The organism is Pseudomonas sp. IT-347P (assembly GCF_949768005.1).
Lineage (GTDB): Bacteria > Pseudomonadota > Gammaproteobacteria > Pseudomonadales > Pseudomonadaceae > Aquipseudomonas.
The window spans coordinates 198,331-224,135 of record NZ_CATKPQ010000058.1; the positions used below are offsets into that span (position 1 = coordinate 198,331).

General features: G+C 59.5%; 19 protein-coding genes. 8 read left to right on the plus strand and 11 right to left on the minus strand.

Annotation, left to right across the window (positions count from 1 at the left end):
- Window positions 1-82: 82 nt before the first annotated feature.
- Window positions 83-451 (minus strand): PilZ domain-containing protein, encoded by a 369-nt coding sequence (locus tag ACM6IV_RS25165; RefSeq protein ID WP_414872095.1) that lies wholly within the window; start codon window positions 449-451, stop codon window positions 83-85.
- A gap of 159 nt (window positions 452-610) precedes the next feature.
- Between ACM6IV_RS25165 and ACM6IV_RS25170 the strand changes: the two genes are divergently transcribed.
- From ACM6IV_RS25170 to yjiA, 3 genes are all read left to right on the plus strand, one after another.
- Window positions 611-2,677: a carbon starvation CstA family protein gene (locus ACM6IV_RS25170; protein ID WP_414872096.1), complete on the plus strand. Its 2,067-nt coding sequence runs from the start codon at window positions 611-613 to the stop codon at window positions 2,675-2,677.
- Window positions 2,678-2,692: 15 nt separating this feature from the next.
- Window positions 2,693-2,890, plus strand: a complete 198-nt coding sequence (locus ACM6IV_RS25175) for a YbdD/YjiX family protein (RefSeq protein WP_201228575.1) — start codon at window positions 2,693-2,695, stop codon at window positions 2,888-2,890.
- Window positions 2,891-3,049: 159 nt separating this feature from the next.
- Window positions 3,050-4,021, plus strand: coding sequence for a GTPase (gene yjiA, locus ACM6IV_RS25180; RefSeq protein ID WP_414872097.1), 972 nt, complete (start codon window positions 3,050-3,052; stop codon window positions 4,019-4,021).
- 116 nt (window positions 4,022-4,137) lie between these two features.
- On the opposite strand, the gene ACM6IV_RS25185 is transcribed toward yjiA, so the two are convergent.
- From ACM6IV_RS25185 to morA, 5 genes are all read right to left on the minus strand, one after another.
- Window positions 4,138-4,848, minus strand: coding sequence for a GntR family transcriptional regulator (locus ACM6IV_RS25185; protein WP_414872098.1), 711 nt, complete (start codon window positions 4,846-4,848; stop codon window positions 4,138-4,140).
- Window positions 4,849-4,866: 18 nt separating this feature from the next.
- On the minus strand, window positions 4,867-5,571 hold the full coding sequence (locus ACM6IV_RS25190) for a FadR/GntR family transcriptional regulator (RefSeq protein ID WP_414872099.1): 705 nt from the start codon (window positions 5,569-5,571) through the stop codon (window positions 4,867-4,869).
- Between the two features lie 83 nt (window positions 5,572-5,654).
- A complete protein-coding gene (locus ACM6IV_RS25195) occupies window positions 5,655-6,968 on the minus strand; it encodes a C4-dicarboxylate transporter DctA (RefSeq protein ID WP_414872100.1) in 1,314 nt (437 codons plus the stop codon).
- A 276-nt stretch (window positions 6,969-7,244) separates the two neighbouring features.
- A complete protein-coding gene (glyA, locus tag ACM6IV_RS25200) occupies window positions 7,245-8,498 on the minus strand; it encodes a serine hydroxymethyltransferase (protein ID WP_123463984.1) in 1,254 nt (417 codons plus the stop codon).
- A gap of 351 nt (window positions 8,499-8,849) precedes the next feature.
- Entirely contained in the window at window positions 8,850-12,698 is a 3,849-nt protein-coding gene (gene morA, locus ACM6IV_RS25205) for a cyclic di-GMP receptor MorA (RefSeq protein ID WP_414872101.1), read from the minus strand.
- A gap of 285 nt (window positions 12,699-12,983) precedes the next feature.
- On the opposite strand from morA, the gene ettA reads away from it, so the two are divergent.
- The gene (gene ettA / locus ACM6IV_RS25210; protein WP_414872102.1) at window positions 12,984-14,648 is read left to right on the plus strand and encodes an energy-dependent translational throttle protein EttA; all 1,665 of its coding nucleotides are present in this window, start codon (window positions 12,984-12,986) and stop codon (window positions 14,646-14,648) included.
- 349 nt (window positions 14,649-14,997) lie between these two features.
- Window positions 14,998-16,335 (plus strand): NADP-specific glutamate dehydrogenase, encoded by a 1,338-nt coding sequence (gene gdhA / locus ACM6IV_RS25215; protein WP_414872103.1) that lies wholly within the window; start codon window positions 14,998-15,000, stop codon window positions 16,333-16,335.
- Here gdhA and ACM6IV_RS25220 read toward each other — a convergent pair.
- From ACM6IV_RS25220 to ACM6IV_RS25235, 4 genes are all read right to left on the minus strand, one after another.
- Window positions 16,332-16,826: a GreA/GreB family elongation factor gene (locus ACM6IV_RS25220; protein WP_414872104.1), complete on the minus strand. Its 495-nt coding sequence runs from the start codon at window positions 16,824-16,826 to the stop codon at window positions 16,332-16,334. The genes gdhA and ACM6IV_RS25220 overlap by 4 nt on opposite strands.
- 70 nt (window positions 16,827-16,896) lie before the next feature.
- Window positions 16,897-17,253, minus strand: a complete 357-nt coding sequence (locus ACM6IV_RS25225; protein ID WP_414872105.1) for a hypothetical protein — start codon at window positions 17,251-17,253, stop codon at window positions 16,897-16,899.
- A gap of 219 nt (window positions 17,254-17,472) precedes the next feature.
- Window positions 17,473-19,326 (minus strand): DUF4105 domain-containing protein, encoded by a 1,854-nt coding sequence (locus tag ACM6IV_RS25230; RefSeq protein ID WP_414872106.1) that lies wholly within the window; start codon window positions 19,324-19,326, stop codon window positions 17,473-17,475.
- Between the two features lie 94 nt (window positions 19,327-19,420).
- Window positions 19,421-19,909, minus strand: coding sequence for a DUF3015 domain-containing protein (locus ACM6IV_RS25235; protein WP_007909797.1), 489 nt, complete (start codon window positions 19,907-19,909; stop codon window positions 19,421-19,423).
- Window positions 19,910-20,186: 277 nt separating this feature from the next.
- Here ACM6IV_RS25235 and ACM6IV_RS25240 point away from each other — a divergent pair, with 277 nt between their 5' ends.
- Both ACM6IV_RS25240 and ACM6IV_RS25245 read left to right on the plus strand, forming a co-directional pair.
- A complete protein-coding gene (locus tag ACM6IV_RS25240) occupies window positions 20,187-22,625 on the plus strand; it encodes a Lon protease family protein (protein WP_414872107.1) in 2,439 nt (812 codons plus the stop codon).
- A 311-nt stretch (window positions 22,626-22,936) separates the two neighbouring features.
- The gene (locus ACM6IV_RS25245; protein WP_095121723.1) at window positions 22,937-23,254 is read left to right on the plus strand and encodes a hypothetical protein; all 318 of its coding nucleotides are present in this window, start codon (window positions 22,937-22,939) and stop codon (window positions 23,252-23,254) included.
- A 37-nt stretch (window positions 23,255-23,291) separates the two neighbouring features.
- On the opposite strand, the gene ACM6IV_RS25250 is transcribed toward ACM6IV_RS25245, so the two are convergent.
- Window positions 23,292-25,121 (minus strand): hypothetical protein, encoded by a 1,830-nt coding sequence (locus ACM6IV_RS25250; RefSeq protein WP_414872108.1) that lies wholly within the window; start codon window positions 25,119-25,121, stop codon window positions 23,292-23,294.
- Window positions 25,122-25,279: 158 nt separating this feature from the next.
- Between ACM6IV_RS25250 and ACM6IV_RS25255 the strand changes: the two genes are divergently transcribed.
- Complete coding sequence (locus ACM6IV_RS25255) at window positions 25,280-25,768, plus strand: TIGR00645 family protein (RefSeq protein WP_414872109.1); 489 nt, start codon at window positions 25,280-25,282, stop codon at window positions 25,766-25,768.
- Window positions 25,769-25,805 lie beyond the last annotated feature (37 nt).

A 25,805-nucleotide genomic window follows, 5' to 3' on the forward strand; every position in this document is an offset into this window, starting at 1 on the left:
CGGTGAACCAGTCAACGCAAATGTTGAATGACAAATCGCTATCGCGAGCAGGCTCACTCCTACATTTGATCTGTGGCGGATTCTAGATTTCGATCAGGGCACCCAACTCGCGCTCCAGTTCGGCTTCATCCGCCAGATTCAACTCGATCAACCGCCGCAGGCGCTGGATCGATTCCAGGCTGATATGCCGGCACTCAAAACCCAGTTGTCCATGATCATCGTGCTTGAGTTGCACATCCATCTCGATGTCGACATCCTCGCTCAGATGAATGTCGACAAAAAAATCTTTCGTTGGATCCCCAATCCAAGGCTCCGGCCGCTCGATCAGCAGTCCCTTGAGCGACAGATCGATCAGCTTGACCGGCCAGATGAATTGGCCCTGACTCAGCTCGGTTCTGGCATCGAACGCAATACGTTTGAAGCGACGGCGATTGGCTGGGTGTTCGCTCATGGCGCAGTCCTCATGAAGGTTCGCTGACTATAGACCGCGAATGCGGGCGCCAGCCAATCGCTAAAGCGTCTAGACCAACGTCGGGGTATGGCCTTTGGCGCCGTAAGCGCTAAACTCGGGGTGGCTGTCTTTCTTGTCCACCCTGGCTGGAATAATAAAATGAAAAATAATAATAGCCTGCTACGCCACTTACCCTGGCTAGTGCTGGCAATCGTAGGAGCGTGCGCCCTGGGCGTAGTGGCATTGCGCCGCGGCGAGGCGATCAACGCCTTGTGGATTGTGGTCGCTGCCGTGGCCATTTATCTGGTTGCATACCGTTACTACAGTCTGTTCATCGCCAACAACGTGATGCAACTGGACCCGCGTCGGGCCACCCCCGCCGTGCTCAACAACGACGGTCTGGACTATGTGCCGACCAACAAACACATTCTTTTCGGTCACCACTTCGCTGCCATCGCGGGCGCCGGACCTCTGGTCGGCCCGGTATTGGCGGCGCAGATGGGCTACCTGCCCGGCACGCTCTGGCTGATTGCCGGTGTGGTGCTGGCGGGCGCGGTGCAGGACTTCATGGTGCTGTTCATGTCGACCCGACGCAACGGCCGTTCCCTGGGCGACATGGTGCGTGAAGAAATGGGCCGCATTCCCGGCACCATCGCCTTGTTCGGCTGCTTCCTGATCATGATCATCATCCTCGCGGTGCTGGCGCTGATCGTGGTCAAGGCACTGGCCGAGAGCCCGTGGGGCATCTTCACCGTGATGGCGACCATCCCGATCGCGATGTTCATGGGCATCTACATGCGCTACATCCGCCCGGGCCGCATTGGCGAGATCTCCGTGGTTGGCGTATTGCTGCTGCTCGGTTCGATCTGGCTCGGTGGGCAGATTGCCGCTGATCCGGTATGGGCCAAGGCGTTCACCTTCACCGGCGTGCAGATCACCTGGATGCTGGTCGGTTACGGTTTTGTGGCTGCATCGCTACCGGTGTGGCTGATTCTCGCGCCGCGCGACTACCTTTCCACTTTTCTCAAAATCGGCACCATCGTCGCCCTCGCGATCGGCATTCTGGTGACCATGCCTGAGCTGAAAATGTCGGCACTGACCCAGTTCGTCGACGGCACCGGCCCGGTGTGGAAGGGCGGTCTGTTTCCGTTCCTGTTCATCACCATTGCTTGCGGTGCGGTATCGGGTTTCCACGCGCTGATTTCCTCGGGCACCACGCCGAAGCTGCTGGATAACGAAACCAACGCCCGCTACATCGGTTACGGCGGCATGTTGATGGAGTCGTTCGTTGCGATCATGGCCATGGTGGCCGCTTCGGTGATCGAGCCTGGCGTGTACTTCGCCATGAACAGCCCGGCGGCCGTGGTTGGCAGTGATGCCGCGTCAGTGGCACAAATGGTCACGAGCTGGGGCTTTGCGATCACGCCGGAAGCGCTGCAAGCGGTGGCCCATGACATCGGTGAAACCACTATCCTGGCCCGCGCCGGGGGTGCGCCGACCCTGGCGGTCGGTATTGCGCAGATCCTGCACAGTGTCCTGCCGGGTGAAAACACCATGGCGTTCTGGTACCACTTCGCGATCCTGTTCGAAGCGCTGTTCATTCTGACCGCAGTCGATGCCGGCACCCGTGCCGGGCGTTTCATGCTGCAGGACCTGCTCGGCTCCTTCGTTCCGGCGCTGAAGCGCACCGAATCGTGGACCGCCAACCTGATCGCCACAGCCGGTTGTGTGGCGATGTGGGGCTGGTTGCTGTATCAGGGCGTGGTCGATCCATTGGGCGGCATCAACACCCTGTGGCCATTGTTCGGTATTTCCAACCAGATGCTGGCCGGCATCGCGCTGATGCTCGGCACCGTGGTCCTGATCAAGATGAAGCGTCAGCGCTACATCTGGGTCACCTTGCTGCCGGCTACCTGGCTGCTGATTTGCACCACGACTGCAGGCTTCATCAAACTGTTCGATGCCAACCCGGCGATCGGCTTCCTGTCGCTGGCCAAGAAGTACAGCGATGCGTTGGCCAATGGTCAGGTGCTGGCACCGGCAAAAAGCGTCGAGCAGATGCAGCACGTGATCTTCAACGCTTACACCAACGCAACGCTCACCGCGCTGTTCCTGTTCGTGGTCTTCAGCATCCTGTTCTATGCGCTCAAGGTCGGCATCGCCGCTTGGGGCAAAAAAGAGCGTACGGATAAAGAATCGCCATTCCAGGCTCTGCCGGATGCGTAACCAGAGGATTGCACCATGTTCAATGACCTGAGTCGCCTCGGTAAATACCTCGGTCAGGCTGCGCGCCTGATGGTCGGCATGCCCGACTACGACACCTACGTCGAGCATATGCAAACCAAACACCCGGACAAACCGATGATGAGCTACGAGATGTTCTTTCGCGAACGTCAGGAAGCCCGTTACGGTGGCAAGGGTGGGCCGAAGTGCTGTTGAGCTGACAGCGCAAGGTTGAGGTAATCCCTTGTGGGAGCGGGCTTGCTCGCGAATACGGAATGTCAGTTGAATAATTTGGCTGGCACACCGCTTTCGCGAGCAGGCTCGCTCCCACATTTGTTTGTGTGTTGTTCATTCATTTTGTGAAGGGGATCTGTTTTGTCTTCTCCCATTCCGGTAACGGTACTCAGCGGTTTCCTCGGCGCCGGCAAGACCACCTTGCTGCGCCATTTATTGAAAGCCGAGCACGGCCTGAAAATCGCCGTGATCGAAAACGAATTCAGTGACGCCGGCATTGATAGCCAATTGCTCGGCGATGAACCGGTGCAAGTCATGACCCTGGCCAACGGCTGTGTCTGCTGCACTATTCACACCGACCTGACCAAGGCTCTGTATTTGCTGCTCGAGCGGCTGGACAGCGGCGAGATTGCCTTTGATCGTCTGGTCATTGAGTGCACCGGCCTGGCCGATCCCGCACCTGTAGCGCAGACCTTTTTCATCGACGAAGAACTGCGCGAGCGCTACCTGCTCGACGGCATCATCACCCTGGTCGATGCCGCCCACGCCGACGTGCACCTGACCCAGACCATTGCCCAGGCGCAGATCGGTTTCGCCGATCGTTTGCTGGTGAGCAAGACCGATCTGGTCGATGAAGCGACGTTCAATGCGCTGAGCGAACGCCTGACGCGGATCAACCGTCGAGCGCCGATCCGTGTGGTCGAGCACGGCAACATTGATCTGGCCGAACTGCTGGATGTACGCGGCTTCAACCTCAATGCTGATCTCGGTGGCGGTTTGAGCTTGCGCCCGGTGAGCAAGGCGCCGTCGATCGATCGTATTTCCAGTCTGGTGCTGCGTACCGATCAGCCGCTGGATATCGATCAGCTCAGCGAGTTCATGAATGAGCTGCTGGAGGAGCACGGCAAGCAATTGCTGCGGTACAAAGGTGTGCTGAACATCGCGGGCGAGGATCGGCGCCTGGTGTTTCAGGGCGTATTGAAGCTCTATGGCTTCGACTGGGACACCGAATGGGCCGAGGGTGAGGCGCGGGAAAGTGTGATTGTGTTTATCGCTGATGATTTGCCGGAAGAGAAGATTCGGGCGGGGTTTGCCAAAGTGGCTTCTGCCTGATGGATCTTGGTTGTCAGTGATGGCCTCTTCGCGAGCAAGCCCGCTCCCACAGTAGACCGCATTCTGTCAGTTGGAATGCACTCCCCTGTGGGAGCGGGCTTGCTCGCGAAGGCGATCTACCCGGCAACACAAGCTTCAAGGGCTGAACCCAGCAGTGCCTGCTCAAGATGATTTAGACGCCGGTTCATCAACATTCCGGCCTTGGCAGCATCGCCCCGCTCCACCGCCTCGACCAACGCCAAATGCTCCTGCCACGCGCAGCAGCTGTGCGTCTGGCATTCACTTCGTGCAATCGCCAGCGACGTCAGGGGCACCAGACTGCCGAGGAAATGCGCCAACGGTGCATTGCCCGCCATTTGCGCCAAGTGCAGATGAAACTCACCGGACAAGCGAATCGCCGCACCACGCCGTCCCTGCTCGACAGCTTGTCGCTCGCGTTCGATCAGCGTGCGCAAGCGTTTCAAACCCTCTGCCTGTGGACGCTGACACACCAATCGCACCAATGTATTTTCGGCCAGCCGCCGCGCATGCAGGGTTTGCCGCGTCTGTTCCGGATCAGGTGCCGCCACACGCGGGCGATGATTGGCGCGCAGCACAACGACGTGTTCAAGAGACAACTGCGTCAACACCCGGCGCACATCGGCACGGCTGGCGCCGAACATGTCTTTCAGGCTGTCCTCGGTAAAACGGCTGGCCGAATCGATGCGCTGTTCGAGAATCGCGTCGAACAGTCGCGGATACAGATCCTCGACTGATGCGCGGAAGCGGGAGAAGGGCAGGGGCGCAGTCGACGGTTGGGTGTGCGACGGTGAGGCGAAACTGTTCATGACCGGTCTCCCATTGGATCAGCGACTCAAGTTGTCTTCCGGAATATTCAGCTCAACGCCCATGCGCTGACCTTCGCGCAAAATGTGCCGACGCATTTCGGCACTGGCCTGAGCGCTGTTCTTGCTGCGGATGGCGCGGACCACTGCTTCGTTTTCTTCCAGCCGTTCGGCCAGATGTTCCGGGGAATTGCGCAGCACCTCGGCGCTCTGCTTGAGGGCATTGCTGGTCTGCTGCACCACACTCTGAAAGATCGGATTGGAGGTCAGGGTGAACAGCTCTTCGTGGAAGGCGATGTAGGCGCTGACCCCGGCGTCGCTGTCGCCGGCTTCAAGGGCTTCGCGCATGTCCATCAGGGTCAGGCGCAACTGGCCGACTTCCTTGCTGCTGATCGACTGCGCGACCAGACCGACGATAAACGGCTCAAGGGTGTAGCGCAGTTGCAGGACGTCTTCGAGGCTGGCGCCGGCCACTGCGCTGTCGTGGCTCTGGCTGTCGGTCAGTTGCGCGTCGAGGACGACTACGCCTTTGCCTGGCATCGAGCGCACCAGGCCGAGGGTTTCCAGAACGATCACCGCTTCGCGCAGGCTCGGGCGGCTGATGCCCAGTTGCTCGGCCAGTTCACGCTGGCCCGGCAGCATCTCGCCGGAGCGCCACTGGCCACGGGCCAATGCGGCGCGGAGTTTTTCTACGACTGAGTTGACGACGGTTGATGTGGTAATCACTGGTCTTGCTCCGTAAGCCCGTTGGGAGCGGCGCAAGCGAGATCAAAGGATCGCAGCCTGCTGCAGCTCCTACAGGGGTGAAATCAGAACTCCTGCTGGTGCGCCGGAGTTACTGGTTTACGCGGTTGAAAGGTGTAGCCCTGCTGACCGCTGAGTACTTTGTTGGCGCGTTGCACATCGATGTCCTTTTCCCAACGGGCGATCGCTACCGTGGCGACGCAGTTGCCGATCAGGTTGGTCAGCGCCCGGCCGATGCCCATGAACCAGTCCACCGCCAGTACCAGCACCAGGCCGACCACCGGGATCGCCGGAATCGCCGTCAGCGTGGCCGCCAGAATCACCAGTGCCGAACCGGGAATGCCGTGGGCGCCTTTGGAGGTGATCAGCGACACCAGCAGAATCGTCAGCAGATCGGTCATGGCCAGTGGTGTCCCGGTGGCATTGGCAATGAACACGATGGCCAACGTCAGGTAGATCGAGAACCCGTCGAGGTTGAACGAATAGCCGGTGGGAATCACCAGGCCGACCGTCGAGCTGCCGATACCGAGGTGTTCGAGTTTGCGCATGATCTGTGGCAGTACAGCATCCGACGATGCGGTGCCCATGACGATCAACAGTTCTTCGCGCAGATACTTCAACAGCGGCCACATACGCAGGCCGGAGGCACGCATCACCAGACCGAGAATCACGCTGACGAACGCGATACAGGTCAGGTAGAACAAACCGACCAGACTGCCCAGGTGTTGCAGGGAATCGAGGCCATATTTGCTGGTGGTAAAGGCGATGGCGCCGAATACACCGATCGGTGCCAGACGCACGATCATGCCCATGATCCGGAAGATCACATGGCTCAATTCGTTGATCAGGCGCGAGATCCCGGAAGCCGCTTCACCGACCAGATTCAACGCGCTGCCGAACAGTACCGAGAACAGCAGCACCTGCAAAATGTTGTTATCGGCGAAGGCGCCAATCACCGAGGTCGGGATCAGATCCATGAGGAATTGCGTGGTGGTGTGCATGTGCTGGCCGCGTTCGGCGATGTCACCCATGTCGGCGGCGGACAGTTGCTCAAGATGGATATTCGCGCCGCTGCCAATGCCGGTGCTGAAGGCGAAGACCAGGCCGATCACCAGAGCGATTGTGGTCAACACTTCGAAATAGATCACCGATTTGAGGCCGATGCGCCCGACCTTCTTCAGATCGCCCGCGCCGCTGATGCCGCTGACCACCACGCAGAACACGATCAGGCCGATGAGCATCTTGATCAGTTTGATGAAACCGTCGCCGAGCGGTTTGAGCTGGGCCGAATATTCAGGAAGGGTCAGCCCGCAGACGATGCCGAGCACCAGTCCGAGAACCACTTGGAGGAAGATTGAACGCGAGCACCATCTGAGCATGGGAGGAATCCTGGTCGGTGTCCTGGCTGCTGGCGCTTGCACGCTCAGATTCAGGACTTAATTATTGTGGTCTTACCGGTATGTCCAGTGCGGGTGCAGTCTAGGCGTTGGTTTTCCAGAATCGCAAGTGGAAAATAACCGATTGGCATGACCGGTCTGACCAGTTGTGCAGCAAGTCCCATTCTTGAGCGGTTCAGGCGTTTGAAAAAAATGCAGTCGAAAAAAAACCGGCCAATCACTTGGCCGGTTTTTCATGCTGCGGGTTTAACGTCGCACTTAAGCGCCGTACACCGGCAGTTTCTTGCAGATGGCTTTGACTTTCTCACGAACGGCGTCGATCACCGCTTCGTTGTTCAGGTCAGCCAGGATGTCGCAGATCCAGCCGGCCAGCTCTTTGCACTCTGCCTCTTTGAAGCCGCGAGTGGTCACCGCCGGAGTACCGAAGCGCAGGCCGGAAGTGACGAACGGCGAGCGTGGATCGTTTGGCACGGAGTTCTTGTTCACGGTGATGAACGCTTTGCCCAGCGCGGCGTCGGCGTCTTTACCGGAGATGTCCTGCTTGATCAGCGACAGCAGGAACAGGTGGTTCTTGGTGCCGCCGGAGACGACGTCGAAACCGCGCGCGATGAACACTTCGGCCATGGCCTGGGCGTTCTTCACCACTTGTTCCTGATAGGCCTTGAATTCAGGCTGCAGCGCTTCCTTGAAGCAGATCGCTTTAGCGGCGATCACGTGCTCCAGCGGGCCACCCTGGGCGCCCGGGAATACCGCGGAGTTGAGCTTCTTCTCGATCTCGGCGTTGGCGCGCGCCAGGATCAGGCCGCCACGTGGACCGCGCAGGGTCTTGTGGGTGGTGGTGGTCACGACGTCAGCGAACGGCACCGGGTTCGGGTAGACACCTGCGGCAACCAGACCGGCCACGTGAGCCATATCGACGAACAGGTAAGCGCCCACTTTGTCCGCGATGGCGCGGAAGCGTGGGAAGTCGAGAATCTGCGAGTAGGCAGAGAAACCGGCCACGATCATTTTCGGCTTGTGCTCAACGGCCAGACGCTCGACTTCGTCGTAGTCGATCAGGCCGTTGGCGTCGATGCCGTACTGCACTGCGTTGTACAGCTTGCCCGAGGAGGAAACGCTGGCGCCGTGAGTCAGGTGACCACCGTGGGCCAGGCTCATGCCCAGAATGGTGTCGCCACCTTGCAGCAGGGCCAGGTAAACAGCAGCGTTGGCTTGCGAACCGGCGTGCGGCTGAACGTTGGCGTAATCGGCGCCGAACAGTTCCTTGGCGCGGTCGATGGCCAGTTGTTCAACAACGTCAACGTACTCGCAACCACCGTAGTAACGCTTGCCTGGGTAGCCTTCAGCGTACTTGTTGGTCAGGACCGAGCCTTGAGCTTCCATCACCGCTGGGCTGGTGTAGTTTTCCGAAGCGATCAGCTCAATGTGTTCTTCCTGGCGCTGAGCTTCTTGCTCCATGGCGGCAAAAAGGTCGGCGTCGTACTTGGCAATAGTCAAATCACGGCTGAACATGGCGGTCCTCAAGGATCGGGGGCAGAAAAGGGGGGCATTCTAACCCAATGGGTTTTGGATGGCATATGAAACGACATCATGTCGCAGACAAGTGGCGTTCATGACAGATGTGCGGTGCTTTTGCTGACCCCCACAATGGCTGCGTTTCAACCGGAGAATACTGATCCACGGCAAATCCCTGTGGGAGCCAGCCTGCTGTCGATGGCTGCACCGCCGATTTTTCCGGCGTCTGTACCGGCCCTTTCGCGAGCAAGCCCGCTCCCACAGTTAAACCGGTTCTTTCAGGAAAGATGCGGTCAACTGTGGGAGCGGGCTTGCTCGCGAAGGCGTCATGGGCAGCGCCGCAACACTTCAGTCGAACATGAACAGCGCGTCGTTACTGAACTGCGCCTCAAACCGGCTCGCCGGCATCGGCCGTCCGAACAGATAGCCCTGAACTTCGTCGCAACCGTGCTCGCGCAGGAAGTCCAGTTGTTCATGGGTTTCCACGCCTTCGGCGATCACCGCCAGATTCAGGCTGTGCGCCATGGCGATGATCGCCCGGGCGATCTGCGCGTCCTGTTCACCGGACGGCAAGCCATCGACGAACGTGCGGTCGATTTTCAGCACGTCGATCGGGAATTGCTTGAGGTAGTTCAGCGACGAATAACCGGTGCCGAAGTCGTCGACCGCAATGCTCAGGCCAAGGTTTTTCAGCCCGGCGAGTATCTGCATCGCCTCGCTGACTTCGCGCATCAGGATACTTTCGGTCAGCTCCAGCTCCAGGCACGCCGGCGGCAGGCCGGTTTCGCGCAGGATCGTGGCGATCCGCGTGCCGAGCTGGCCATCGGAGAATTGCCGCGCGGAGATGTTTACCGAAACCTTCGGCACGCGGACGCGGTTCTGGTGCCAGGTCTTCAACTGACGGCACGCCTCGCTGATCACCCAGTCGCCGACGTCCACTACCAGCCCCAGCTCTTCCAGCACCGGGATGAAATCCCCCGGTGGCACCAGTCCACGACGCGGATGGCGCCAGCGCAACAGCGCTTCGGCGCCGGTCAGGCGTTTGCCGTCGCCGCTGAATTGCGGCTGGTAATACAGGACGAATTCGTTCTGCTCGAGGGCATGGCGCAAGTCGCTTTCCAGCTCCAGACGTTCCAGCGCACTGGCGTTCATGTCGGCCTGATAGAACTGGAAGTTGTTCTTGCCGCGCTCTTTGGCGTGGTACATCGCGGTGTCGGCGTTCTTCATCAACTGGCTGAGTTCGTTGCCGTCCTGCGGACTCAGGGCGATGCCGATACTGGCAGTGACGAAGAACTCGCGACCTTCGAGCACGAACGGTCGCACCAGGCTGCCAAGGATCTGTTCGGCGACATGAATCGCCCGATTCAGCGCCATTTCGCGGCTGGAACGATGTTGCAGCAGCAAGGTGAATTCGTCGCCGCCCATGCGCGCCACAGTGTCGTCATCGTCGACGCAGGCCAGCAGGCGCGTGGCCATGTCTTTCAACATGCGGTCGCCGGCGGCGTGACCGAGGGAGTCGTTGATCGGTTTGAAGCGGTCGAGGTCGAGGAACATCAGCACCACCCACGACTTCTGCCGCTCGGCCGCTTGCAACGCAGTGTGCAGACGGTCCTGGAACAGCGTGCGGTTCGGCAGGTGGGTCAGGGCGTCGTAATAGGCGAGGCGGTGAATCCGCTGCTCACTGGCCTTACGTTCGCTGATGTCACTGAAGAAGCACACGTAACTGGCCAGATCGCCTTCGTCGTCGAGCACGGCGGTGATGCCGACCCACGCCGGGTAATGCTCGCCGTTACGGCGCTTGAGCCAGACTTCGCCTTCCCAGGTGCTGTGCTGATGCAATTGCTTGAGCACGTAGCGCAGGTGCGCGTCCTGTTGTTCATCGACGGTAAGCATGTTCGGCAACTGGTCGAGCACTTCGCTCACCGCGTAACCGCTGACGCGACTGAAGGCTTCGTTGGCCTGAACGATGTAACCGGCCGGGTCAGTGATCAGAATCGCCGACGTCGAGTGCTCGAAAACCGTAGCGGCCATGCGCAGGTCTTTTTCGGCGCGGCGCTGCTGGCTGATGTCACGACCGACACCGAGCACGCCTTCAAACGCACCATGCTCGTCCCATACCAGCACCAGACGCAGCTCGATCGGGATTTTGCGGCCATCGGCGCGCAGGCAGTCGAACAGGAACAGTTGCGTTTGCACCTGATTGCGCAACACCGCCAATTGCTCGGGTTTGTCCAGCGCCTTGCTGACCCGGTCCATCAGCGTGTAGATGCCGCTCAGTTGCTGCGGGTTGGCGATGGTCGATTGCCAGCCGTTCTGGAAAATCCACTCGGCGTCGTAACCCAGCACCGCCTGCACCGACGGGCTGACGTAGTTCAGCGAGAGTTTGCTGTCGGTGGAGAAAATCACGTCGCTGATGCTTTCGGCGAGCATGCGGTAGCGCTGTTCGCTGTCACGCAAGGATTCGCTGGCTTCGATCTGTTCGGTGATGTCCTTGGCCACGCCGATGATCCGCGTGACCTGATCGTGTTTGTCGCGGGCCAGCGCCTGTTCGCGAATATCGAAACGCCGCCACTTGCCGTCGCGATGGCGGAAGCGCAACTGGCACTGCAACAACTGGCTGTAACCGGCGTGGCGCTGCAACTGCCGCGAGCGATGGTAGTAGTCGGCATCTTCCGGGTGCAGGAGGATTTCCCAGAAATACTCGCCCATCTGGTGCAGTTCGGTGCGGTTGTAACCGAGGGTCTGGCCGAGGTGATGGTTGCTGAAAATCATCCGCTGGCTGATTACGTCCTGCACATATAGATGATCCGGCACGGTGCGCACCACGTCCGACCAGAAGCCTTCGCGTTCGAGCAACGACAATTCGATCAGCTTGCGGCTGGTGATGTCGTTGATGCTCAAAATCACGGCTTTATAGTCGTGCTGCTCGGTTGGCAGACGCAACACCATCCACAGGTGCTGGTCGCGGCCATTGATGTCCGGCAGTTTGATTTCCAGTTCCAGCTGCTTTTGTTGCTGCAGCACAGCGTCGAGCACTTGATTGCCGATGGCGCACTGGCGATGTGGATGGCCGTCGATCAACAGATGCCAGGCGTGCTCGCAGGAATTGACGTTGAGCAGTTGCAGCGCGACCTGGTTGACCTCAGTGACGCGCAATTCCTGCAGCAGTTGCTGGCGCTGCTGCGGTTGGTCGAGCCAGGCCTTGAGCTGGTCGCTGGTCTGGATCTGCGCCTTGTCGAACACCTGCTTCAGCCCGGACAGGTCCAGCACGCACAACGCCACCCCGGTGCCTTCGAAAATGTCCTGATAGCGGCGGCGACCTTCATGCAACTGGCGCTGGCGCCGACGCATGTTCAACAGCGCGATCACCGGCAGCATCGAGAACGCCAGGCCCAACAGGCATTTGCCGATAAACGCCGGCAGCAACTCTTCGAGCACGCGCTGGCGGTCGAACAGCCCGCGCAATTGCCAGTCGCTGCTGCTCAGCGGCACGGTCAACACCGTGTTGGCCATGTCGTCTGGACTCAAGACGCCGGGCCTGGCTGAGGACTGCGCTTCGTCGCGACTGATGATCTGATGGTTGAGGCGGTTTTCCACCAGCCACAGTGGGCGCAGGCCAGTCTCGCTTTGCTTGGTCAACGAGTCGAAGAACGTTGGCGTCAGACGCAACGCCCAATAACCGCGCGTGCTGCCGCTGGCCTGATGCAGCAACAGATGCACCACCGAGCCGTCATCGGCATTGCTGAAATAATGCGCCTGGGCGCGACTGCGGCGCACCAGTTCAGTCAGGTATCCGGCGTCGTGACTGTCGGCCGCGCTGTCGCTGATCACTCGCCCGGACGGGCTGAGCAAGGCGAGACTGCGCAGGTCGGGCAGCGATTGCTGGAGCTTGCGCAGCAGCGCCTGCTGTTCGTCGGCTGATTGCGGTTGTTCGACGATCGGTAGCAGGTTGAGGGCGATCTGCGCGTTCAGCGCCATGTTCAGGCTGACCTGCGAGGCGAGGTCGGCGGTGTAATCGATGGTGTATTGACGCTGGTTTTTCTGGGTTTCGCGCAGTTGATCGAGCAGTTGCCAGAACAGCAACGCCAGCAACAAAAGCACGAGCGTCGCCAGCGCACCCTTTAATGTACCGCGCAGGGACGAGCCGGGCGCCGGTGGGGTGCTGCTCACAGAAGCTGGCGGAGAGACATTGGACAAGCTGTGATCCTGCGATTTGGCTGGACTGGCGCGACGTGCACTATAAGCCGGACGCCCAAAGGGCGGCTAGCATGCCTTGAGTCGTGGCGAAGTGCCAGCCCCGCGCGGCTGGACTGCCTTTCATCATTCAGGTAGCTTTGCCGGTTACGCGGGAGCGTTCCAGCTCCTAGACTCAGACTTTTTCAGCGCGCACGCATTGATAACCATCAAGTGAACGACGCGCATGGTCTGGCCGGGCTTCGCCTGCGCTGCAATCATTCATCTGTCACTGACCCAAGGTTCTCCATGGCTCAATACGTCTTCACCATGCATCGGCTGGGCAAAGTTGTTCCGCCGAAGCGGGAAATTCTCAAAAACATTTCGCTGTCCTTCTTCCCCGGCGCCAAGATCGGCGTACTCGGCCTCAACGGTTCGGGTAAGTCCACGCTGCTGAAAATCATGGCCGGCGTCGACACCGAGTTCGAGGGCGAAGCCCGTCCGATGCCGGACCTCAACATCGGTTATCTGCCGCAAGAGCCACAACTTGATCCGACCAAGACCGTGCGTGAAGTGGTCGAGGAAGCCGTCAGCGTGATCAAGGATGCGCAAGCGCGTCTGGACGAGGTCTACGCCGCTTACGCCGATCCGGATGCCGACTTCGACAAGCTCGCCGCCGAGCAAGCCAAGCTCGAAGCGATCCTGCAGGCCAGCGATGGTCACAACCTTGAGCGCCAACTGGAAGTCGCTGCCGATGCGCTGCGTCTGCCGGCCTGGGACGCAAAAGTGGAACACCTGTCCGGTGGTGAAAAACGTCGTGTGGCCCTGTGCCGTCTGCTGCTGTCCGCGCCGGACATGCTGCTGCTCGACGAACCGACCAACCACCTGGACGCCGATTCGGTGGCGTGGCTGGAGCACTTCCTCCATGACTTCCCGGGCACCGTGGTAGCGATCACGCACGACCGTTACTTCCTCGACAACGTGGCCGGCTGGATTCTCGAACTCGACCGCGGCGCGGGCATTCCGTACGAAGGCAACTACTCGGGTTGGCTCGAAGCCAAGTCCGATCGTCTGGCCGCTGAATCCAAGCAGCAGTCGGCTCACGAAAAAGCCATGAAAGAAGAACTGGAGTGGGTGCGCAAAGGCGCGAAAGCCCGTCAGTCGAAATCCAAGGCTCGTCTGCAACGCTTCGAAGAAATGCAATCGCAGGAATTCCAGAAGCGCAGCGAAACCAACGAGATCTACATCCCGGCCGGTCCGCGCCTGGGCGACAAGGTCATTGAGTTCAAGAACGTCACCAAGGGCTATGGCGATCGCGTGCTGATCGACAACCTGTCGTTCTCCATGCCGAAAGGCGCCATTGTCGGCGTGATCGGCGGTAACGGTGCCGGTAAATCGACCCTGTTCCGCATGCTGATGGGCAAGGAAAGCCCGGATTCGGGCAGCATCGAAGTCGGCGAAACCGTGCAACTGGCCTGCGTTGACCAGAGCCGCGAAGACCTCGATGGCAGCAAGACCGTGTTCCAGCAGATCTCCGACGGTTCCGACCAGATCCGCATCGGCAACTACGAGATCCCGTCGCGCACCTACGTCGGTCGCTTCAACTTCAAGGGCGGCGACCAGCAGAAGTTCGTCAAAGACCTGTCCGGTGGTGAGCGCGGTCGTCTGCACCTGGCGCTGACGCTGAAGGAGGGCGGCAACGTTCTGCTGCTCGACGAACCGTCCAACGACCTCGACGTTGAAACCCTGCGTTCCCTGGAAGAAGCCCTGCTGGACTTCCCGGGCGCCGCCATTGTGATCTCTCACGATCGCTGGTTCCTGGACCGCGTCGCGACCCACATCCTGGCGTACGAAGACGACTCGCAAGCGGTGTTCTTCGAAGGCAACTACACCGAGTACGAAGCGGATCGTAAAAAGCGTCTCGGCGAAGCGGCTGCCCAGCCACATCGGGTACGTCACAAGAAACTGGCCTGATTCGGGTTGGTTGCATAAAAGAACGGAGCCTTCGGGCTCCGTTTTTTTTGCCCGGTTTTTTTCGGCGGGACCGAGGTGTGGCCATCGCGAGCAGGCTCACTCCTGCATTTGAAATGCGTTCCCCCTGTAGGAGTGAGCCTGCTCGCGATAGCGGAATAACTGTTGGTGCATTACTTGGATCATTCCTCCCCATTCAGGTGCAAAATCCTCCAAAAACCCATCGAATTTATATCCTGTGCACCATTTAATTTCATAATTGCGACATTTTGCTCTGTTCCTGCGCGCAATTCGTTTGTTACAGTCCGGCCCAATCTCTTCCAACGACAATAAATTTGCCGAGACTTTTCCCATGACCGAATCCGTCGAATCCTTCCTCGCCCGCCTGAAAAAACGCGACCCGGATCAACCCGAATTCCACCAGGCCGTCGAAGAAGTCCTGCGCAGCCTGTGGCCGTTTCTCGAAGCCAATCCGCATTACCTGACGTCGGGGATTCTGGAACGTATTTGCGAGCCGGAGCGCACGGTGATGTTCCGCGTGTCATGGGTCGACGACCAGGGCAAAGTCCAGGTCAACCGCGGTTTCCGTATCCAGATGAACAGCGCCATCGGCCCGTACAAGGGTGGCTTGCGTTTCCATCCTTCGGTGAACCTGGGCGTGCTGAAGTTCCTCGCCTTCGAACAGACCTTCAAAAACTCGCTGACCTCGCTGCCCATGGGCGGCGGCAAGGGCGGCTCGGACTTCGATCCGAAGGGCAAGAGCGATGCTGAAGTCATGCGCTTTTGCCAGGCGTTCATGAGTGAGTTGTATCGCCATATCGGCGCTGATGTTGACGTGCCGGCCGGTGACATCGGCGTCGGTGCGCGGGAGATCGGTTTCCTCTTCGGCCAGTACAAGCGCCTGAGCAACCAGTTCAGCAGCGTTCTGACCGGTAAAGGCATGACCTACGGCGGCAGCCTGATTCGTCCGGAAGCCACCGGTTTCGGCTGCGTGTATTTCGCTGAGGAAATGCTCAAGCGTCGCGAGCAGACTGTCGAAGGCAAGCGCGTGGCGATCTCCGGATCCGGCAACGTCGCACAATACGCAGCGCGCAAGGTGATGGACTTGGGCGGCAAGGTGATTTCCCTGTCCGACTCCGAAGGCACGTTGTATTGCGAAACCGGGCTGAGTGAAGAACAGTGGCTGGCGCTGCTGGAACTGAAAAACGTCAAACGCGGGCGCATCAGTGAATTGGCGACGGCATTCGGCCTGGAATTCCGCGCCGCTCAACGGCCATGGTCGTTGCCGTGCGACATCGCGCTGCCGTGCGCGACGCAGAACGAACTCGACGCCGAAGCCGCGCGCACGCTGTTGCGCAATGGCTGCGTGTGCGTGGCCGAGGGTGCGAACATGCCGACTACGCTGGAGGCTGTGGATATCTTTATCGAGGCTGGCATTCTCTTCGCCCCGGGCAAGGCGTCCAATGCCGGCGGCGTGGCAGTGAGCGGTCTGGAGATGTCACAGAACGCCATGCGTCTGCTGTGGACGGCGGGCGAGGTCGACAGCAAGCTGCACGCGATCATGCAGTCGATCCACCACGCCTGCGTGCACTACGGCGAAGAGAACGGGCAGATCAATTACGTCAAAGGCGCGAACATCGCCGGCTTCGTCAAAGTCGCCGACGCGATGCTGGCGCAGGGCGTGGTTTAAGCCGGTTCGATGCGGATCACTTCAATCATCTGATCGCCGGCGGGGCGCTGCCACAGCACCTCGTCGTTGAGCCGCGCGCCGAGCAGGGCGCGGCCCAGCGGTGAGCCCCAATTGATCAGGCCTTTGCCGGCATCGGCCTGATCTTCGCCGACCAGTTGTACCCGTCGTTCAGTGTTGTGCTCGTCGGCATAGGTCACCCAACTGCCGATCTGCACTTTGTCGGTGGCGGTCGCTGGAGCGCTCACTTGTGCGCTGCTCAGGCGTTGATTGAAATACCGCAAATCCCTTTGCAGATCCGCCAGCCGTTGCTTGTCGGCCTGTTCACCTTTGGCCGATTGTTCGGCATGCAGGGTTTGCAGTTCGGCGACTTTCGCCTGCAACTGCGCCAGCCCTTGCGGCGTGACGTAATTGGGCTGCGTGCTGACTTGCCGTTCGACGGGCTGATCGGCTTGTGCGGCGGCGTTGTCTTCGTTGACGAATGCGCGACTCATGGTGTTCTCCTCGTATGAGGTTTGGGCCATGCTCGCAGGCATTTGGTTTCACTGGATGTCTGGAAACGACCTATTGCGAGCGATAGGCCCGCCCGGCGTCTTGATCTTTCTGCTGCTGCCAGGCGCGTTCGCGTTCGTCCCAGTGTTCATTGCGATATTGTTCGCGATCCTTGTTTTCCAGCATCGCCTGACACTGGCGAAAGCCGTCGGTCCAGCCTTCGGCGTATTGCTTGTCCTTGAGATAGCGCGGCACGTTCTTGCGGAATTCGCCGCTGATCGAACCAGCCGCCTGCCGACCACTGACACAACCGTCATCGAAGCCGTCGGCGAAGGCCGGTGGATAACCCTTGGCGATCAGATCTTCGTGGGTGGTCTGGCAACCGCCCAGCAACAGCACAACACCCAGCACACCCGCACACCGCCACATCGCACTCTCCCGCGCCGGTTGTCCGGCTTATGGGGAAAGTCTAGAAGCGTATTCATGAGACGGATGTCGAAGCGCCGTGAAAAATCCATTACCCCCACAAATCGACTGTGGGAGCGAGCTTGCTCGCGAAGGCGTCGTGTCAGGCAACTGTAATATCGACTGACCCACCGCTTTCGCGAGCAAGCTCGCTCCCACATTGGTTTTGTGCTGTGTTCAGGATCAGTAGTGATACCACTTCACTTCGAGCATGACTTCCGTTTCCGGCGTGGCAAGGTGGCTGAACTCACGCTGCGCACTCAGGCGCAAACCAAGGTTGCGCGATAACTCCCACTGCTGATTCAGGCTCAGGCTACGACGCACTTCACCATTGAAGAAGTAATCACCCTTGGCTTCCAGGCTCAAATTGCCCAACGGGTTTTTCCACAACACGCCGGTATTGAAACCGCCCGCCGGAGACACGAATTCCGCGAAATCATTGTTGTGTTCAACGCGCACGGTGCCGAGGGCAAAACCCAGCACATCGTCACCCAGCGCCCACGTGCCGCCACCGCCACCGTTGACGTGGCTGACCAGCGTTTCGTCATCATGCTTGCCCGGTACGCGCTCAAGGCCCCCTGTGACTTGCCATGACAACGGCTGCAGCAGCTCATTGCGCGGTGTCAGCGAGCGAATCGTCGCCAGATCCAGCCGTTGGAACTGCCAGTGATTGCCCTCGTACTGCCGCAACTTCATCTGCAGGATTTCGATCTGTGCGCCGAGTGGGAAGCTCTCGGCGTTGTCATTGAGATCGTGGTAGGCCATGCGCAAGCCGTACTCACCGAATGCACGGTCGCCACGGGTGCCGATGCCGGCCTGCCAGGTGCGCGATTCGTGGCCGTCTTCCGGCAGGCCCGGTTGCGGAATCTCCAGCTCCGGCGCCGGGTTCTTGTTGATCGCCCGCAGCAGTTCGAAACTGCGCTGCGCCCGTTGCGGATCGCGTTCCTGGCCGTTGGCGCGGTAGCGCTCCAGGCGATACGCCGCGTCGATGATCAACGCTTGACGGTCACGGGGCATTGCTTTGAAAACGGGGGCCTGCAACTGCTGTTGATCGGCGCTGACGTTCAGCACCCATTGCTGTTCATCACTGCTCAGCGGCTCGGCACGGCTGAGCAGTTCGCGCTCGCGGGACGGGCGGTATTCGATACTTTCCACCAGCCCGGCTTCTTTCACCGCTTTGACGGTGTCGGTAGGAATGGCGGTCAGCGGAAATTGCTCGGTCAGGCGCAGGCTCGGCCGTGCCACCTGCAGCAACTCGAGCAGGCGATACGAGCAGTTTTCGTCAAAGAAGAAATAGTCGAACTGGATCTGTTTCAGCTCCCACACATGCTCGACCATGCGCGCGGTTTCTTCCTGGGTCAGATTAAGTCGGTACTCCCACAGATCGCGGTTTTCCAGGCTGCGGTACTCGGAAAGCTTTTCCTGATACGGCACCAGTGCGAACAGCCCCGGATAACCCCCCATCAAACCTTTCCAGGCGTACAGAATGCTGTTGTCCGAGCCTTCGATGTAGGCGCCGAAGTTGATTGCGTAACTGAGCAGCGAGGTCTTGTCGGCCTGCACATCGGCCTGATCAATGCGCAGCAGGGTGTGGCCGAACATCGATGACGGGCTGTTCAAGTAAGCTGCCGGGAAGATCATGACTGCGCTGTGCGGCGAGACGTCCTTGAACCATTTCTTGTATTCGGCGCACGCCGGTGCCGGCAGATCGCTGAGATTGAGCTGCGCTTTCAGCCAGCGGGTGCGCGCCGGGTAAACGCATTGCGCGTGTTGCTCGCCGAGGCTGACCGGGGCGTACAGCGCTTGCACGGTGGCCGCCAGTTCGCGGTCGGGATGTTCATTGCCATCAGGCGCGAGAAAGAATTTCTTGTCGCTGACATAGCTGCGCCAGCCGCCAAGCTTGGCGGTTTCGTAGTGACCGAGGGAAATCCAGAAGCGGTCGTTGGCCAGTTGCTGCAAACGTTGAGGATCGATGTGAGGCGCGGCGGACAGCGGGGCGCAGACACAGAGCGCCAGCCAGGCAAGGCGTTTGAGCATAGTCGGCAACTTGAACAGGAAAGAAATAAAGACCCAAGGAGGGCGGGCCGAAAAAACAAAACCCGCTTCCCGAAGGAAGCGGGTGGGGTCGAGCTTAAGCCTGAGTTGCGTACTTGGCCAGACGTGGGTCCGATTTCAGTACGGCCAGGGTGTTGGTATGCACGTCTTCAGCGGTCACGTCAGCCTTGCTGAAGATTTGCTGGAAGTGCTCGTGAGTCACCGCCGCGAAGTGCGCACGATCTTCCGGCGCCACGCCCAGTACCACGGCATAAGTCGTCAGCGCTTCGCCGTTGCCTTTGGCCATGTCTTCGGACAGCTCGTTCATCATGCCATTCATGGCAAACCAGGATTTGCCGCCGTAGGTCAGCGATGCATTGGTCGAGCAGCCGTTGGTGCCGGACGTCATCCCGAAGGTGGCGTTACCGGACGTGCCGTTGGTGGTCGAAGCGAGGAAGTGAGCAGGGGTGCCACGCTGACCTTCGAACAGCATGTTGCCCCAACCGCAATCAGGGCCACCTGGAGCTTGTGCCATTGCGTTGATGGATACAGCGGTGAAGAGAGTACCGAGAAGAATCCGTTTCATAGCTTTGTTCTCTTTGTGTGCATACCAATGGACAGGGTTCTGACACCTCACGGTGCCAGTGGGCCAGTATTAGTTCCAGCCGCGCAGTTTGGAGTTTAGGCACGTTCCTGGGGTTCCGTGAGTTTTTACAAAAGATTTGGCGATAACCCCGATTTCATGGGCGCCGGGACATGGGCAGCCGGTTGTCTATGCTTTGTCATGTGGCGCGCCTTGCCAGTGGGGCACGGGCAGCGCCAGAATGCCGCTATCCGCCCCGCCTGATTGTTAAGGAAGCCCGATGCCTGATCCTGTTGCTGCCAGCTTGCGTCTCGCGCCTGAAGCGCTGACCCGTCCGTTTTCCGCTGAACAGTTCAGCTTCACTACCACCAATGATCTGGAGCCCTTTCGCGGTGTGCTCGGCCAGGAACGCGCGGTCGAAGCCTTGCAGTTCGGTGTGGCCATGCCACGCCCCGGTTACAACGTATTCGTCATGGGCGAGCCCGGCACCGGCCGTTTCTCGTTCGTCAAACGCTACTTGAAGGCCGAAGGCAAACGCCTGCAGACCCCGGCGGACTGGGTCTACGTCAACAATTTCGATGAGCCGCGCGAACCTCGCGCCCTGGAATTGCCGTCAGGCACTGCCGGCGCCTTTATCGGTGACATCAACGGTTTGATCGATAACTTGCTGGCAACGTTTCCAGCCGTGTTCGAGCACCCGTCCTATCAGCAAAAGAAAAGCGCCATCGACCGCGCGTTCAACCAGCGCTACGACAAGGCCCTCGACATCATCGAGCGTCTGGCCCTGGAAAAAGACGTCGCTCTGTACCGCGACAGCAGCAACATCGCCTTCACGCCGATGCTCGACGGCAAAGCGCTGGACGAAGCGGAATTCGCCCAGTTGCCGGAAGCCGATCGTGAACGCTTTCACGATGACATTTCCGGCCTCGAAGAGCGTTTGAACGAAGAACTCGCCAGCCTGCCGCAGTGGAAGCGTGAGTCGAACAACCAACTGCGTGCGCTCAACGAAGAAACCATCACCCTGGCCTTGCAGCCGCTGCTGTCACCGTTGTCGGAAAAGTACGCGGAAAACGCCGCCGTCTGCGGTTACCTGCAAGCGATGCAGGTGTACCTGCTGAAAACCGTGGTCGAGCAACTGGTCGACGACAGCAAGACTGACGCCGTTGCGCGCAAGCTGCTGGAAGAGCAATACGCGCCAAGCCTGGTGGTCGGCCATCCGGCCAGCGGCGGTGCGCCGGTGGTGTTCGAACCGCACCCGACGTACGAAAACCTTTTCGGCCGCATCGAGTACACCACTGATCAGGGCGCGCTCTACACCACCTATCGTCAGTTGCGCCCGGGTGCCTTGCACCGCGCCAACGGCGGTTTCCTGATTCTTGAAGCGGAGAAAATGCTCAGCGAGCCGTTCGTGTGGGATGCGCTGAAACGCGCCCTGCAATCGCGCAAGCTGAAAATGGAATCGCCGCTGGGCGAGATGGGCCGTTTCGCCACCGTGACCCTCAACCCGCAGCACATTCCGTTGCAGGTCAAAGTCATCATCATCGGGGCGCGGTCGCTGTACTACACCCTGCAAGACCTTGATCCGGACTTCCAGGAGATGTTCCGCGTTCTGGTGGACTTCGACGAAGACATCCCGATGGTCGACGAGAGCCTGGAACAGTTCGCCCAGCTGCTGAAAACCCGTACGTCGGAAGAAGGCATGGCGCCGCTGACCGCCGATGCGGTGGCGCGCCTGGCAACTTACAGCGCACGACTGGCCGAACACCAAGGACGTTTATCCGCGCGCATCGGTGATCTGTTTCAGCTGGTCAGCGAAGCGGATTTCATCCGTCATCTGGCCGGCGATGAAATGACCGACGCCGGGCACATCGAACGCGCGCTGAAAGCCAAGGCCACACGGACGGGACGTGTGTCGGCGCGGATTCTCGACGACATGCTCGCCGGGATCATCCTGATCGACACCGACGGCGCAGCGGTCGGCAAGTGCAACGGTTTGACCGTGCTTGAAGTCGGTGATTCGGCGTTCGGTGTGCCGGCGCGGATCTCTGCCACCGTGTACCCGGGCGGCAGCGGCATTGTCGACATTGAACGTGAGGTCAACCTCGGTCAGCCGATTCACTCCAAAGGCGTGATGATCCTCACCGGGTATCTGGGCAGCCGTTACGCCCAGGAATTCCCGCTGGCGATTTCCGCGAGCATCGCGCTGGAGCAGTCGTACGGTTACGTCGATGGCGACAGCGCGTCGCTGGGCGAGGCGTGCACGTTGATTTCGGCGCTGTCGAAAACCCCGCTCAAGCAATGTTTTGCCATCACCGGCTCGATCAACCAGTTCGGCGAAGTGCAGGCGGTCGGCGGGGTCAACGAGAAGATCGAAGGCTTCTTCCGTCTTTGCGAAGCACGCGGGCTGACCGGCGAGCAAGGCGCGATCATTCCGCAGGCCAACGTCGCTACGCTGATGCTCGATGAAAAAGTGCTGGCGGCGGTGCGGGCCGGACAATTCCACGTCTACGCGGTGCGTCAGGCCGACGAGGCGTTGAGTCTACTGGTGGGCGAACCGGCCGGTGAGCCGAATGCCGACGGCGAATTCCCCGAGGGCAGCGTCAACGCTCGGGTGGTCGAGCGCTTGCGCGACATCGCCGAGATGATCAGTGACGAAGATCTCAAGGATGCCGAGAAGGAACTGGCACAAGAAGCATTGGCGGAAGCCAAACCGGCGTAACTTCAAACGCGGTGAAAAACCGTGGGAGCGGGCTTGCTCGCGAATGCGGTTTATCAGTCGACAAACAGGTTGCCTGATACACCGCATTCGCGAGCAAGCCCGCTCCCACATTTGTTATGTGTGACGCCATCGGAAATCGCCACAACTCTGGCGCCAATATTCACACAATGACCATTCGGCGCCTGCTGGTCTCATTCGGCTTGCGCAGCGAACTTTTCTTCTATTCTCAGCTCAAGGATATCGACAGTATCACTGGATCGAGCCAGTCCTCCCGTGGGGGCTGAATACCGGCTTCACCGAGGGTCGCCGCCATGTCGCGCAACCTCTGCCTCACCCGTCAATGCCTGGGTCTTGTGACCCGTATCGAATGCGCCATCAAGCCGTTGGCCGGCGATAACGGCATGTGGACGCTGCTTTTCGCCGCCGGCATGGCCGGTGAACAACCTTCCGCCATCAAGGCCCAAGGCCCGTTTCATGGGCCGGTCGCCGCCGAATCGATACTCGACACCATCGTCGAAAGCCTGACGTTGCATGGCTATGAACTGGCCGACGATCCGCAGATCTGGAGCCTGCACCTGCAGGCCCAACTGCGGCAGATCAACGGCGGTCGTGGCCGCAGCCTCAACTAGCGCCTGCCCTCGCAGGCGCTGTCACGGTCCTTGCTTTTCAGTGGGTCGCCTCAGGCACCGGCGCCTTGTCGAGTTTGACCTCAAAGCCGTATTGCACGGTGGCGAGGTCGGTGCGCTGATAGGTTTCCACGTGGCTAGGGCGGCCATAGAAATAATGCACGCCAAACAGCGCCGGGCCTTCTGTGCTCGCATCGTGACTGACCGAGAGAATCTGCTTGAGGTAGTTGCCGCTGTCATCCTTGACGAAGAAACGCCACTCGTTGGGTGGAAACAGTTTCAGGTCCACCACCAGTTGGTTGTTCTTGATCTCCAAGCCTTTGGGCAGTGATTTGGCGTCATACGTCTGTCTGGCCACCGTGGCGAGAAACAACGGCATTGAGCCGACCGCGATCGCCGGGGTTTCCGGGAACAGGTTCAGGTCGTAGGTGATCGTCGCCCGCAGTGGGTCGACCTGGTACGCCTCGGGCGGCAGTTCGATCGGTTCATCAAGCTTGCCACTGCGTTTTTCGGTGAAGAATGTGACAGGGCTGACACCCGGACTGAAGTCGTCGCCCAGTAATTCATCGTTGAACGTACGGCGATGGGAAAACTCGATGCGTGCAGCGCTCGGCTCTTCCACGGATTGATGGATGCGAATGCCCGCCTTCAATTGCTCCTCGGTCAGGCTCGCGCCCTTGAGCCAGCTGGCTGCCAGATCGTCGTAGACCGTCACCGGCAGGTCCAGCGGCTGGATGGCCTTCTGCGTGGTGTGCGGGTTGAAGGTGCGAATCGGCAAGTCCAGCGATTTACGGGTCACGGTCGCCTGGGAGAAATCGAGCACGCTGACTTCCAGCGTGTCGATCGGACCATTGAAATAGACCTTGTTGTAACGACGCGGGTGCTGTTCCTCGAATGCCTGCTGTTCTTGTGTCAGTTGCTTTTCCAGCGTATCGCTCCAGCTCTTTTGCTGTTGCAGGTAGGCCAGTTGTTTTTCGTAAAAGGCCACTTGCTCCGGACTTTCGTTGATCGAGCCGGCGCGTATCAGGTATTGCCCGGTCTTGTCTCGGGCCTGGACGATCAGCGGATTGAGCTGGGTTTCTGCAACTTCTGCAGCCAGTGGCAGGTTATTGCTGAATTCGACTTCGGCGTAGTTGTTTTCGAGCTTCAGCAGTTTGACGCTGAGGTTGTCATTGCTGCGGGTCTGGCCGACGTCCTTTTGCGTCAGGTCGAAGCTGTACAGGCGGCGCGGCGCAATGACTTCGATCTGGCCTTGCAGGCTGACCGGTTGTGGCAGGGATTTCTTGTCCACGTCGAGGCCGTCAATGAACGGGTAGGTCACGGTCAGATCATCGGGGTTGGTGACGTTGGAACTGGAGGGGCTGAGCTGAATGCCCGGATCGGTTTCCGACCATTCCGGCTGATAGGCGATCACGCGTTTGTTGCTCAACGTCACCGACTGCCACTCCACGCCATGGGGGAACAGGAAGCCGCCGGGAATGTTCAGGTTGAACGGGAACACCGGTTGCAGATCGGTGAGGTAATCGGAACTGGCGTCCTTGTGCAGCACGAACAGGCCATTGATGAAGGTGTCGACCAGTGTCTGCGGGGCAGGGTAGTGCTTGAGCACGGCGAGGGCGTCTTCGCCGTATTCGGTGCGCGGTGGATTGTCGTCGAGTTTGACCTGGGCGCGTTCGAGCAACAGCAGTGAGCCGCCGAGTTCGGTGACGGCGTCCTTGAGTTTTGAATCGGTGATGGCATCCAGCGACTGTTCGAACCTGGCGGTTTTTTCTTCAAGGCTGGTGGCGTGTTTGTCGTCGCCGGGCGAGCAACCGTTGATCAACAGAGCAAGGCAAATTCCGGCCGTCGTTATCGATAATCGCACATCCATTTCCACACGTCCTGTCTGCAGTCACTGGGCTTTCAATGATTTGGACACTAGCAGAAAACAATCAGGCATACGCGCAGGTGGCGGATTTTCGGGCAGTTTCTGGCGGTCACAGGGGGCTGGTATACTCCCGCCATTTCCAGCCCCCTGTGTGAGATTCAATGGAACGCTTTATCGAAAATGCAATGTACGCCACGCGCTGGCTGTTGGCGCCGATCTACATCGGCCTTTCGCTCGGTCTGTTGGCGCTGGCGCTGAAGTTTTTCCAGGAAATCATTCATATCCTGCCCAACGTGTTCGCCATGGCCGAGTCGGAGCTGATTCTGGTCCTGCTGTCGCTGATCGACATGGCGCTGGTTGGCGGCTTGCTGGTGATGGTGATGATTTCCGGTTACGAGAACTTCGTTTCGCAACTGGACATCGACGAGGGCAAGGAGAAGCTCAGCTGGCTGGGCACCATGGATTCTTCGTCGCTGAAGATGAAAGTGGCGGCCTCGATCGTGGCGATTTCCTCGATCCACTTGCTGCGCATCTTCATGGACGCCAAGAACGTCGATCCGGAGCACTTGATGTGGTACGTGATCATCCACATGACCTTCGTGATCTCGGCGTTCGCCATGGGTTACCTGGACAAGGTCACCAAACACTGATCACCCGTTGATCGATGCCAAAACACCGCCCGTCTGT